General features: G+C 36.8%; 13 protein-coding genes. 7 read left to right on the forward strand and 6 right to left on the reverse strand.

The features are described from left to right. Nucleotides 1-228 precede the first annotated feature (228 nt). Nucleotides 229-753 carry a hypothetical protein gene (locus tag ACZ42C_RS04135; RefSeq protein ID WP_461183592.1) on the forward strand — a complete coding sequence of 175 codons (525 nt, stop codon included), beginning with the start codon at nt 229-231 and terminating at the stop codon, nt 751-753. Nucleotides 754-1292: 539 nt separating this feature from the next. On the opposite strand, the gene ACZ42C_RS04140 is transcribed toward ACZ42C_RS04135, so the two are convergent. Then, a complete protein-coding gene (locus ACZ42C_RS04140) occupies nt 1293-1928 on the reverse strand; it encodes a YkyB family protein (protein WP_461183591.1) in 636 nt (211 codons plus the stop codon). Nucleotides 1929-3047: 1119 nt separating this feature from the next. On the opposite strand from ACZ42C_RS04140, the gene ACZ42C_RS04145 reads away from it, so the two are divergent. The 6 genes from ACZ42C_RS04145 to ACZ42C_RS04170 all read left to right on the forward strand — a co-directional run bounded on the left by ACZ42C_RS04145 (nt 3048) and on the right by ACZ42C_RS04170 (nt 7697). After that, a complete protein-coding gene (locus tag ACZ42C_RS04145; RefSeq protein WP_461183590.1) occupies nt 3048-3365 on the forward strand; it encodes a YolD-like family protein in 318 nt (105 codons plus the stop codon). 17 nt (nt 3366-3382) lie between these two features. Beyond that, the gene (locus ACZ42C_RS04150; protein WP_461183589.1) at nt 3383-3613 is read left to right on the forward strand and encodes a hypothetical protein; all 231 of its coding nucleotides are present in this window, start codon (nt 3383-3385) and stop codon (nt 3611-3613) included. A gap of 1115 nt (nt 3614-4728) precedes the next feature. After that, complete coding sequence (gene tnpA, locus ACZ42C_RS04155) at nt 4729-5055, forward strand: IS66 family insertion sequence element accessory protein TnpA (RefSeq protein WP_461183807.1); 327 nt, start codon at nt 4729-4731, stop codon at nt 5053-5055. Beyond that, nucleotides 5049-5405, forward strand: a complete 357-nt coding sequence (gene tnpB, locus ACZ42C_RS04160; protein WP_461183806.1) for an IS66 family insertion sequence element accessory protein TnpB — start codon at nt 5049-5051, stop codon at nt 5403-5405. The genes tnpA and tnpB overlap by 7 nt, the downstream gene beginning before the upstream one ends. 136 nt (nt 5406-5541) lie before the next feature. Beyond that, nucleotides 5542-7050, forward strand: coding sequence for an IS66 family transposase (gene tnpC, locus ACZ42C_RS04165; protein WP_461183808.1), 1509 nt, complete (start codon nt 5542-5544; stop codon nt 7048-7050). A gap of 68 nt (nt 7051-7118) precedes the next feature. Continuing rightward, complete coding sequence (locus ACZ42C_RS04170) at nt 7119-7697, forward strand: hypothetical protein (RefSeq protein ID WP_461183822.1); 579 nt, start codon at nt 7119-7121, stop codon at nt 7695-7697. An 828-nt stretch (nt 7698-8525) separates the two neighbouring features. Here ACZ42C_RS04170 and ACZ42C_RS04175 read toward each other — a convergent pair. The 5 genes from ACZ42C_RS04175 to ACZ42C_RS04195 form a co-directional block, all read right to left on the reverse strand. Next, nucleotides 8526-9658 (reverse strand): IS3 family transposase gene (locus tag ACZ42C_RS04175; RefSeq protein ID WP_461183819.1). Its coding sequence is split into 2 segments (ribosomal slippage): nt 8526-9409 and nt 9409-9658, totalling 1134 coding nucleotides; the frame shifts between segments, so codons are not numbered across the junction. Nucleotides 9659-10297: 639 nt separating this feature from the next. Then, entirely contained in the window at nt 10298-10564 is a 267-nt protein-coding gene (locus ACZ42C_RS04180; RefSeq protein WP_461183787.1) for a hypothetical protein, read from the reverse strand. Beyond that, the gene (locus tag ACZ42C_RS04185; RefSeq protein WP_461183788.1) at nt 10561-11361 is read right to left on the reverse strand and encodes an ExeA family protein; all 801 of its coding nucleotides are present in this window, start codon (nt 11359-11361) and stop codon (nt 10561-10563) included. The genes ACZ42C_RS04180 and ACZ42C_RS04185 overlap by 4 nt, the downstream gene beginning before the upstream one ends. After that, a complete protein-coding gene (locus ACZ42C_RS04190; protein WP_461183789.1) occupies nt 11354-12640 on the reverse strand; it encodes a DDE-type integrase/transposase/recombinase in 1287 nt (428 codons plus the stop codon). The genes ACZ42C_RS04185 and ACZ42C_RS04190 overlap by 8 nt, the downstream gene beginning before the upstream one ends. A gap of 86 nt (nt 12641-12726) precedes the next feature. Next, a complete protein-coding gene (locus ACZ42C_RS04195; RefSeq protein WP_464891285.1) occupies nt 12727-13305 on the reverse strand; it encodes a hypothetical protein in 579 nt (192 codons plus the stop codon). Nucleotides 13306-13324 lie beyond the last annotated feature (19 nt).

Consider the following 13324-nt stretch of genomic DNA (forward strand, 5'->3'; position numbering starts at 1 on the left):
ATTAAATATATTGCCAGTGCTACTGGAGAACTGCTTTGTTCCAGGTCAGGGCGAAAATAAAACTTGTACTTAAGAGGCGGATTGTAAGTAAGAAAGTACGAACAGGTAGTGTAAGGATTAAAAATTGTTGTGCGAAATGCTATATTAAATATAGAGAGAAAAGAAAAGGATAGAAGAATCAATAAATGGATTGTGAAATGGAAAAAGAATTATTGAGGGGGAGGATAAATGAGACAGTATCCAGAGAGGGATTTGATTCAAGGGTTTGAGAGTATAATGAAACAAAATGAGAATGTGGATATGACAATGCCAACAAACTTCGGTAATAACACGACAATATTAGCCGATATTGAATATGTAAGCAGTACAGGAGAGTATATGGTGATTGAAGCAAAAAGTAATCATTCTAGAGATGCTCACAATTCAGTTCATAAACTATTTGGCGAGTTACTAAAAGAAACAGGGAAAAATAAAGTTAATAGACTACAAGGAGACCAAAAGGCATCTTTGGCTGTACTCATCCCAGAAGATGCAAGCACTCGGGATGGAGTTACAAAGAATTCTGGCTATAACTTTTATAAAAGACATTTTAATAATATTCCACATGATATTTTTGAAAAATTTGGAGAACTAGTAAATGCAAGGTATGTTTTTATATATTCTAAAAGAGATAATTGTGTAAAACAGTATTCCTGGATAGGGTTTTATCAGGGTGAAGAACCATTGGAAACATGGAGTAGTTTAAAATACTGACTTGAATAAGAAGGTGCAATAGTGGTTCATGGTGATTAAAATAGAAAAAAACCCTGGATATAGATTAAGGGGTTCAGTTCCAGGAGAGAAAAATGCTATTAGCAAGGGAAGAAACATACAAATTAGTATTCTTTTCACCTGTAAATTAAAAGCAAACAAAAATGCTCAGATATATCTTAAAGCGTTAATTTTTTCCTTTTCCACAATTGCGCGCCGAATGATGAGGTACTTAGGGCTGTTCAATTATCATTGGTGTCATTAGTTTTTTAAAGTGTTTATTTGTCATAGCTGAGGAACCTTGAATATGGTATTCTGATTTTTCAATATTCAATATAATTAAAGGATATTAGAGGGAATTTTGGAAGGGGTAAATTATCAGACCTTTTCCTCAACTCTTTCTCAATTTCCCTTAAAAATATACATGCAAGTAAATAAGACGAAGATAAGTAAATCAAAGTCATCGTCTTTGAATAGATATGATACAGAAAGCGGAAAGCAGCTATTGGAAAGGGGATATCTCCCCGTTCCTTTCCTGATTATTATGCTGCAAGGTATTCTTCGAGCAGTGATGTAGATTCGTTAAATTTTATATCAACCTTAATCTTTGTCTCGGCAGATATTACTGAATGAATTTCTCCCAGTTTTTTATATTCCAATACGTCTCCTGATTCCACTGGGATATGGAACTTAAAGCCTTCTAATTCGTATAACAGCAAATAACTCTTGCTACCATCCCAGACTGATTCTTGGACATGATATCCGATAACTTTCAGCTTTTCCTCTTTTAGCAGTTTACTAAGAACTCTATCTTTAAGATAATATAAATTCAGTTGACGCTCCTTGGCTATTTGAGCATGACCATGTTTCATGTTGTTATAATTTCTCACCTTTGTATCTCTGCTTTTCTTAGCAGATTTATTGATAACATAGAGTGCTTTAGCAATATTATCTTCTGATAATTCGAAAGAGCAGATTTCTTGCTTAGTGTATTTTCTTATCTTTACGGTATTGTTAATATGATACAAATTAGAATCACGCCAGCCATGGTATTGCATAACTCGTACAAACGCATCAGGTTCATTGGAATTTTTCGGTTTTAATCGGAAATTATTTATTAGCTGTGTTTTTGTGTGGTCTGGTACTTTGGCCCATTTAACGAATTTAGTTAATGTCATAATTATATCCTCCATTTTATTGTTTTAATTTTATATTTGGGGCTTCGTTCAATCGCTTTATCTTGTGTGAGTGAAAGTTTTTGAACGTTACACCCTTTAATTCTAGAATATCAACTCTTAATAAAAATAGGAGAAAACGTCGATTTATTTTTGTAAGACTTTTTGAGAATCGTCGAAAACATTGTTGTATCAATGTTTATGCTTAGAAAAATAATTGAATAGGAGTAAATAGAAACTGGGATTGGTTAAAATAGAGTGGAAAGGTGAGGGAAAAAAGACATAAAAAGTGAATCATAACCTGAACTGTTTAATGCAACTAAAAAATGGGGGGGATTAAAAGGTTGATTGTGGGTAATTAAGTATGAATGGACTAGGATTAAAAAAGAGAGCAGCCAGGAGGCCTATGGCGGATGATTCGGAAGTGGTAATGAACGCGGAAGGGAAAAGAATAAAAATTTCCATTCACTATTCTCCATTCAATTCAGTTATAGTCAAAATTCCTGCGACTTATTGGTAAAAAGCATAAAAATATATCGATAAACACAGTAAAAAAGTATTAAAATGGTATTTATAATTTATCTTTTACTCCGCATTTCCCAGTCTATATCACTGTGTTTTCTTTTTCTGTATGAATGTAAGACTTACTTTCTTAAATTATAGAAACTAAGATATAAACCGTGAATGGATTCAGCAAAAGGCGTATACAAAAATGATTACAAGATTTCATTTAAATACCAAGTAGCTCTCTTCATTTTTGCTGCTAGCTTGACATTAGGAAAACAGTGGCTAAAAAATACATATGGCCAACTCATTCTCAATATAAACAATAGAGCTCACTACGCTAGGTATCGATTCTTTATCTCGATTGTAAGTAATACCTAATGCATCTCCTATATTCCCACTCACTTGTCATGTTCCTTTCAATACTCTAATACCTCAAATCCTTCTCTTTTTTCATCCAATTTATATTTCATTTGTATCCCTCATAATAATATAATCGATTTAAGATAATACATTGTGGAATCTTTTTGAAATTAATTCCTTTCTTCTTTTTTAACTTGAATATGAAAAAGTGTTCTTGTATAATAAAGAACAAACGTTCTAGAGGTAGGTTTTAAAATGGTGAATGACAGAGGAAGTATTAAATGGTCAGCAATGATGATGCCTGAGCATATAGAAATGTTAAAAAAATCTTGGAAGGAACAGGAACGAAGAGAAAAACCTTTGTTGGATGAGCAGCAAAAAGAGGAGATAGAAGGTAAACTGCAACTAGCAATACATAATGATTTAACAATTCAAATTAAATATTTTAAAGGCCATGATTTTTATTACGTATTGGATAAAATCGCTTCAATTAACGTGAAAGACGGTAGTTTATACCTGAAACAAATGGAAAAGCTTAAATTAAATGATATAATTGATGTGAAAATATTTTGATTAGAGGAGATGCTGTCATGGAGTGGGAGATGCCACCGCACCCCAAAAAGGGTAATTTTAAATTGGTTGCTACAGAAAAAACGGATGGAGAAATTTATCTTACCTTTATTGGAGAGGATGCACCTCATCGCTGTAATTTATACGAAATTGAAGATTACTGTATGGAGTTGCAAGATTATGTCAAGGCTTTGTTACCCAAGATATTGTCCGGAGTATACGATATTAATTTAATTGAAATGAAAGAATAATAATGGAATATTAAAGACAGGTGTTAAATACACTAAGTGTGTTTGGTACCACATAATCAAGAATTCATAAATTTAAACTTATTCCTTCATCGGACAGTCTGATTTAATTTCTTTATCAAATCATTACTTTTAAATTTTTTTGTTAATACAATTTATTTTTAATTATCGAGATAAAGAAGAAAAGTCGGAATAAGATTTCTAGCATAAAGTATTTATTTCAAACGTTTTGATAATCATAATTTGATATAAATGTATTAAGTACTATTAGAAACAATTATAAAATTTTTAACAGTGATTAGTTATATAACATGGTTTTAATTTGAATTAATTATAAAAATGTTAAATTATTTTATATGTTTTTTAATAATGTTATAAAAAGTTATTTTATCAGTATTGTTTAATTATTATTAATTAAGGAGGAGCTTTTGTCAAACCATTTTCGCGAAGGGAGGGAAGTAGAGAACTACCCCTTTGAAAAAGGGTAGAAAGCGCATTTTTGCGCTCGGTCGGTCATTCCGTGTGAAAATTCAAGGCTGCCCAGGTCCTGCTTTACCAGCCACGCCACCACAGCGTTCACTTTCACCTACCTTGCTTTCGCAACAGGCACGGGGTATGTGTCTAAAAAAAGACACTCTGGGAGCGTAACGCCCCTCTAACGGGCTACACTCACGATGGTTAGTCGTGGCCACAGGACAGACGGATGAAACCTGTGGTTATTTTTCGTCTTTTGGTTTTTGTTCCGATATTTAAATTTCAACTTTTCATCGTTATCTATACTTTTATGTATAAAAAATAATGTACCTTTATCAATTTTAAACTTTTTGTTTTTATCAGTTTGCATCGATAGACTTCGGAACGCAGTAGTAGAAAAAATTATTACATGTCTAATAACCAATAGTGATTTAAATCTGGTAGACAATTATATTAGATTACTAATCGGAGGATATTTGAATATGGATTTTTGGTCTGCTTTTTATCCCTCATTGTGGGCGGGAATTGCTTCGGGAATAATTACTGGTATTTTAGTGGGGTGTAAGCGTCAAATAAAACACACATAGAATCAGAAAGTCATCCATGCGATAATCTTCTTAGAAATGAATTCAGGAGGTTATGCGATGACTCTAAAAGACAAGAGAATAGAATGGGAAGCGCGGTATGATGCTTGGAAAGATAGCGGGCAAAGTGTAGCCGAATGGTGTCGGGATCATGAAATCAAAGCCCACCAGATGTATTATTGGATCCAGCGATTCGAGAACCAGGAAAATCTTTCTGAACAGGAACCAACACAATGGCTCGCCGTCCAGGTGGAAGAGGAAAATATTTCTTCCAAAGGAGAAGGACCTATCTTTATCCACTTTGATGCTCTTTCTGTCGAAGTGCGACCAGGAGCCAATGTTGGATTACTATCCGATATCATCCATGTCCTGCGAAATCAATGTTGACAAACTTACAATTTGAGCGTGTCTACCTGGCCCGCGGAAGCACAGATCTTCGTAAGTCTATTGACGGTCTGGCGGTGATTGTTCAAGAATGCTTTGACCTCGATCCCTTTTCTCCTTGTTTGTTCGTGTTCTGTAATCGGAAACGTGACAAGTTAAAAATCCTGCAGTGGGAGCACAATGGGTTTTGGCTGCATTATCGCAGGTTGGAAAAGGGAACATTCCATTGGCCATCAGAAAAGGACACAGCACCTATGAATATCAGTCCTCGTCAGCTTCGCTGGCTGCTGGATGGTTTGCCAATTGAACAAAGGCAGGCACACCGTGAGGTGAAAGCGCGTACCATTATTTAAAAGATTGAAATATAGGAATACGGGAATTCGACTAGGCAAGTCGAATTCTTTATCGTATACTTATTTTATGGAAAAAACAGCGCATACATCAACCCAGTCAATTGAATATTATAAAGCGCAAAATGAAAAGCTTGAGATGGAAAAAGAAGCGTTGGAGGCAAAATTAAAATGGTACGAAGAACAATTTCGTTTGAGCCAACAACGCAGATTTGGATCTTCCAGTGAGAAGACCGATTCAGGTCAGCTCTCTCTTTTCAATGAGGCCGAAGATACTACTGACACGACGGTGGAAGAACCAACTGTCGAAACGATTACATATAAACGCAAGAAACAGCGTGGTCAGCGTGAACAAAAGCTGGAAAACCTGCCTACGGAAACGATCGAATATCGTTTATCCGATGAGGAACAGGTCTGTTCGTGCTGTGGAGGAAATCTTCACGATATGAGCACGGAAGTGCGTAAAGAATTAAAAATCATTCCTGCGCAAGTAAAAGTCGTTGAACACGTGCGCCACGTATATAGCTGCCGGCATTGCGAACGCCATGAAATTGAAACACCTATTGTGACAGCGAAGATGCCGGAGCCAGTATTTCCTGGGAGCCTCGCCTCTCCATCCGCCATGGCTTACACCATGACACAAAAATATGTAGAGGGCATGCCACTTTACCGGCAAGAGAAACACCTGGAACGCTTCGGTGTATCCATTCCACGGCAGACACTGGCCAATTGGATGGTATACGGTGCCATCACATGGCTGGAGCTCATTTATAACAAAATGCACGCCCAACTATTGGAATTGGATACGATGCACGCGGATGAGACGACACTGCAAGTTTTATCCGAGCCGGAACGGCCGGCAACATCCACCTCCTACATGTGGCTATATCGCTCAGGGCATACTGATGTACCCATCGTTCTTTACGATTATCAGCAAACACGGGCGGCCAAACATCCACGCCGATTTCTGAAAGGCTTCCAGGGCTACCTGCATGTAGACGGTTATCCCGGCTACAATGGGCTTCCTGACGTTGTCCTTGTTGGGTGTTGGGCGCACGCACGGCGCAAATTCACAGAAGCACTCAAGGCTCTTCCTGAATCCGCAGCCACTACGGCTGTGAAGGCAAACGAAGGCTTGGACTTCTGTAATAAGCTTTTTGATATTGAACGAGATTTAAAGGACAAAAGTCCGCAAGAACGCTATGAAAAGCGTTTGGAACGCAGCCAGCCAGTGCTGGAGGCTTTTTTGGCATGGTTGAAAGAGCAAACACCACGCGTACTGCCAAAAAGTGCGCTTGGTCAAGCCATCAAATATTGTCGTAACCAATGGGAACGTTTAGAGGCATTTTTGGAGGATGGCCGATTGGAGATTGATAACAATCGAGCTGAACGGTCCATCAAGCCTTTTGTGATCGGAAGGAAAAATTGGCTTTTTAGCAATACCGCAAAAGGAGCAAAATCCAGTGCGATCATTTATAGTGTTGTGGAGACGGCCAAGGAAAATGGACTGAATCCATTTAACTACCTCAGCTACCTGTTTGAGGAACTTCCCAATATAGATACGACAGATGAAGTGCAGTTGACTCGACTTCTGCCGTGGTCCGCTTCACTCCCTGATGAATGCCGCGTTCCTAATAAATCTAAATAAATTATAACAGTAGTCCACATCTGAAAAATAGGTGTGGACTATTTTACGCTTACTTAGTGGGGTTGATTTTGTGGAGATTTCAACTAAAACAAGAAAACAAGATGTTGCAAAATAATTATGAAAGAGAACTTTCCATAATAAAGGAAAGGTTACTTTTTGTAGATTATGATGACAAGACTATAACATTAGATAATATAGTGAAGTCAATTCCTATACAAGGCGTGGAAATTATAGAGTTATTGAAAAATAAACCCGTTGACCTGATTAAGGAATATGTTGAGCTTAATCATGAATTGGCAAACGAATTGTTAAAAACAAGAAATAAATACCTGAAACTAATAAAAGTCGCTAAAAAATTTGATAAAGAAATGGATAAGTACATTAGGCTTTGCAATGCAGAAAAGGACATCGGTGCTTTTGGAAATGATGCTAATACTAAAACATATTTTATAGGTAGAATTTATAATTATAATGATAAAGAGATAGAACCATGGATAGATGTAGGGGTAAGAGATTGGATGAAAGAACCATATGCTAATTTTAATAAAGAGTATCAGGACCTTATTCAAAGATTTTTAAAGGGAAGAAAAGAGTTACTTGACCGTATTAAAGCAATAGAAAAACTTATTAAAACTGATGAAGGATAAAATGGTTGTTTTATTCTGATAATTAAAATCATTTTACTGTCAACAAAAAGCACCGCATTTGCGATGCGGTTTAATATACTTTTCACAAAATTATTTGATTCACTAAATAGTGGAGATATTGAATGCGTTCATATCTTACATCGTATTATTTGTTTTGACTGCGGTATTACTTAATTTATATAGAAAAATGAAGAAAAAGGAGTATTTATGAAGTCACTTCATGATACTTGATTCGATACGCCTTTGAAGATATTCAAAATGTATATAATGAAAAATTGTAAAGGAAAGGAGGCAAGTTATTAATCTGTTCCTTTATTTCTGCATATAGCTACTTCTAGTATAATATCTATTTTTACTTAGAAGGATGATTGGTATTTCTATCTGAAAATGTGTTAAATGATTATTTTTAAAAGAATCTTTCATAAATGCCTATTATAAATGTATCAATCACCCAGTAACCAGTTCCAATATATATATATAGCATATATTCCTATACCAATTAGAACAATATTTGCTATAATGGCGGCTATATCATTGCTCCACTCAGAAGCACCATGTATAATCATACCAACACCGGTTGTCCCTATAACTAAACCCAAGCCTAATGGAATGTCAACACTAAACTAAACAAATTTATTAAGGAATATAAACTTTTTATGGTGTTAAATAAAATGCTCTTTAATGAAAATAGTTGTATCAGTTTCTCACTTGACTTGGAGCCTCTGCGGGCATGATTTTCTTGCCAGGAAGCCAGCCAATTTAAAACCCGGCTGGCTAGCCAAAAAGGCTATCACGCCCGCCTCTCCAAGTAAAGTGGACGCATTGGTGTTAGATAGCAGTCTGTTCTAACGGATGCTGTAGCTTGTACTCTCTTGGCGTTAAATAGTCTAGTGACTCGTGCATGCGAATGTTATTAAACCAATTGACGTAATCAAACAATTCAAGATCTAACTCTTCTTGACTTGAGAAAACCGCTCCATTGACGAACTCTGTTTTAATAGATTTAAAGGTTGCCTCTGCTACTGCGTTGTCATATGGTGTACCTTTACTGCTTAATGATCTGTCGATATTAAATGTAGCTAATGCCTCATCAATTAATTGATTCTTAAACTCACTGCCTCGATCCGTATGAAACAGTTCAAGGTTGGTTAAGTTGTAAGGCACTGTCGAAAAAGCACGTTGAACTAACCTTGCATCTTTATTTGGACCAGCACTGTGACCAATGATTTCACGGTTATGTAAATCAACGAGTACACAAATATAATGCCATTTTTGTTGCACGCGAACGTATGTCAAATCACTTACAACTACTTTCAGAGCTTGCTTTTGATCAAACTCACGGTTTAATACATTTCCCACGTCAGATTCATTTACGGTTGATTTTTGGGGCTTGAATTGGGCAACTGTATACTTAGAAACAAGTCCTTTAGCTTTCATAATTCTGCCGATCCGACGGCGAGAGACTTGCCAGCCTTTCTTTTGTAGTTTCTCTTTGATTTTCCGTTGGCCATAGACTCGTCTGTTTTTATGGAAGATTTCTACAATTAATTTTGTTAGTTCTTCTTCTTCTTTTGTGTCACGTTCTTTCGCTTCATAATAGTACGTGCTTCTAGGAATTTGCAGGACTTCGCACATTGCTGATACCGAGTATTTGTGTCGATTATTACGAATCACATCTACTTTCGTCCCATGATCAGCGCGGCTTGCTTTAAAATATCATTTTCCATGGCAAGCCTTTGGTTCTCTTTACGTAACTTGATTAATTCTTCTTGTTCAGGAGTACGATTGTCTTTTTCTTCAAAAGATCCAGTTGTGTTATGTTGGAGAACCCATTTATCAAAGGCAGATGGCGTCAGCTCGTATTCTCTGATAATCTCGGCTCTTGGTTTACCTGAAGCATGTAACTGAACGATTTGTTCTTTAAACTCCTTTGAAAATGTCCTTCTTGGTCTTTTGGTCATAAACTGATTCTCCTCCGACTAATTATTGAATTCAGTTTATATGACCTTAAAGTTTTTGTCTAACTAAGTGTAACCGATTCATAATGGAAAAAGCATCACAAGAAGTTCCACTAAGATACTCACCATAATTTCCCCCTTATAAAAATATAACACTGAAGCTAAGCTATTCATACATTTTTCAGAGAATAAAGAGTTTGTTTACAAGGGTCATACCTAAATACATTTCAAGTATATAGGGATGGTATGAGGAGTTGAAAAGGCAGGATTGTATTACTTCTAGTTCTTATGCTTTATGGGGGAGTTTAACTACTATAAATCTAAGATTACTGATTTTTAATAAGATAACTTAACAATAAAAGTCTTTGACATAAATTCGTTTATGTCATTTCTTACTTATATTTGGTATATTTAGTGTATAGGAAAATAGTAGGGGGAAAACAATGAGTAAGTTAACTTTACAACAACTAGAATCTCATTTATGGGAATCATGTAAACTAGCACATTATCTCAGGTCCCTAATTTCAAATTAATACAGTGGAATATCTGAAGTAATGTGCTATTTTTCCCACTTTATTCCAGCTTTGGCAATAAATAATCACTTTATTTCTCTTCTGTTTTTTTATGAAAAAAGGATGCCTCTTAAAGGACATCCTCTTCTTTCAATAAATTTATGGACACTACTCTTACTTTATAAGCCTCAAACTCCCGAAGATTAAAAGCAACATCTTCAGTAAACTCCACAAACCACGAATTGTATTCAGTATAATCTTTTCCTATATTAACTTTCACATAATGATTCTGTATCTTTATTTCTATAGGCAATCCTTCGTACGCTACGTACTCCTCTTGATCAATCCATATTTTCCAGAAACCCATATGAAAAATCATAATACCTTCAACCATCATAAAGCCCTTTCCTCAGCTGCCAGACGGACGATTTCCTCATCAATTTGTTCTTTCTTCTGTTGTGCCCCGTACAAAAGGCAGTTCATTGTTAATGTATTGATGACACGCGGCCAGCCTTGTGATCGCAAAGCGATTGCTTCCAGGGCGGTGGAACTGAAAATCGGCATTCTGGATCCTGCCAGTTCTAAATGGTGCTCTATATACGCATACACATCCTCTTTACTTAATGGTTGAATTTGATACTTCATAATGATTCGTTGAGCCAATGGCCGGTGATGATTCAAATTCAGTCGTGTTTTTAAATGTGGTAGTCCGGCCAATATGAGAATAAATGGATTCGATGAATCCATCTGAAAATTAAAAAGTATTGCCAAATCCTGTAAAAAAGCATCTTTTGCCATATGCATCTCATCCAGTATAAAAACAGGGGTAACTTTACGTTCCTGCGCCATTTGTTCAATTCCTGATTGAATCTGGCGAAACAAATCTACTTTACGAAACTTTGGTTCTTCCCCCAAACCATAAGCGAGTCCCCGGTAAAAATCCATTACACCTCCGGTAGACAATGGAAAATAGACCACATGATATAACGCCGGATTAAGTGACTCCTTAAATGAACGCAGTGTAAATGTTTTCCCGGCACCCGGATCACCAATAATTAAACCAATGCCTTTGGACTTTTGTAAATATGACAACCCGTTTAACGCTTCTTGATAAATAGTGGATTCAAAAGCGTCGGCATGTTTCACATCCTTGAGAAATGGGGTTTTTGCCAGTGAATAAAAGGATTTATACATGAGCCGTTTCCTCCCCTTCATCTTCATCTGTTGTATCCGTGACAGCGAACGGAGATGGTAATGGCCCTCGTTTGACGTGCGCGTTATCTCCCATGGAAACCGGAATAGCTTCAGCCACTTGCTTTCCATCCTCAAATACATAAACTGCTTGATCATCAAGTCGAAGTTCAATCTTTTGCCCAATATATGCAGCGGGAACCTCATATAATTGCTTTTCTAACGTAATCGTTCCATCCAATTTCACTTTTCTCTCTGCTTTTTTTAAAAAAATTGTTTCTAATATGGATAGATCATCTAAAAATGTGATATGATCTAACTGTGAATGAAATATTTGATGGGGTGATTCTCCATCAAGTGAGGCGTGTGGCTTTCGGTGGTAATCCTCCTCCAGCCACCGCCCAAATCTTTTATTTAATTCTTCCAGAGAATGAGCCGGATCACTTTTTAATAACGGATAAAACCGTGTTTGTATTGTTTTGAATAGTCTTTCTATTTTCCCTTTGCTTTTTGGATCGTATGGTTGCGTATGCACCAGTGTGATCCCCAACTCCGCACAGGCATACTGCAGCGTTTCTGATCTATAAATCTTTCCGTTGTCCGCATAAATCATGGTTGGCTTTCCACGTCGCACTAGCGCTTCTTTTGTCACTTCTCTTAATCCATCAAACTTCTCGGAAGAGAAAAATTCGGCATATGGCACGATCCTGGAACAATCATCGATATAGGCGATTAGAAAGGTTTTCTTCATCTTCCCATCGATGGGTATATATGGTCCATGTGACAGGTCTGCCTGCCATAGCACATTGACTTTGTCATAGGCAAAACGCTTCCGTTCTTTTTCCGGGTGAAAGCTCATGTGATTCCTTCCGGCCAGGTTATGTTTTTTGAGTAATCGGTTAATGGTCGAATAGGATACCTCATGTTTATGAACCTCTCCGCGGTTAATCAGCTGTTCGTAAAACACACTGACCGGCATGTGAAAAAATTCTTCTTTTCTTATTTTGAGAATGTGATCCTTATCATCGGGAGAGAGTCGGCGAGAATTCCCGCGATCTGCCCGTCTTTTGGGCTTTAATGCTTCAAACCCATTTCTCCGATAATGAAGAAGCCATTCCTGCATCGTCTTAGCCGCAATTTTTCGTTCCCCGTAGTAAGGAACCTGGTGAACTTTCCCCTCCAATTCCTGAAAATATTCCTTTGGCTCCCTTTGCCCATTGAAAAGCGGGGCAATCAGGCCATAGCGAAATAAAGCAATTTCTTCCCGTGTTTTTTCATTCATGAATTTTTCCTCCTTTGAATAGAAGGACAACCGGTTATCCATTGCTTTTATTCTACCTTTTCCGACAAGAGATTCATAGGCAATATTTATGTGGGACTGATTTTATTTTTTTCAGGCGATAAATATGGTAAAATTAATTTGCCCATAAAATATGATGACAAATGACCCCAGGACCTTCGAAAGAAGGTGGATTCGCCTAAATCCAGGATCATTTTCACGTATTTTTGGGCTTCTTTTTTTATGTCCCGGGAAAACCCTAATTGATGCCCCTCGTCCACAAAAAAACTATGTATCCAAGGTAGCCTTTCTTTAAAACGCTTGAAGTGCTGGGCAAACTGCTGGCGACAACCATCCAATTTCTCCCCATCAATGATACGGTGTATATTATGAATGACCGTATCCAAGGTATGTTGAAAATACGGAATAAGAAACTCAGGAAGAATAGAAATGTTTACCTTACAAGCCAAACATCTCATTCGACATATCGGTATACACTGATCTGCCTCCCTATCAATTCCATAACGAAAATAATATCCGTTACGGTGCAGGTTGCCCTCAGCAATACAATTACAGCCGGGACACCTTTCATACCTTGGGAAATCATTATCTTTCCCCTCTAAAGCATAACCTTTAAGACTTTTTCCAAAATAATGTGGTATCATCATAAAAAACTCCCCCTTATAA

This window comes from Virgibacillus kimchii, assembly GCF_055379185.1.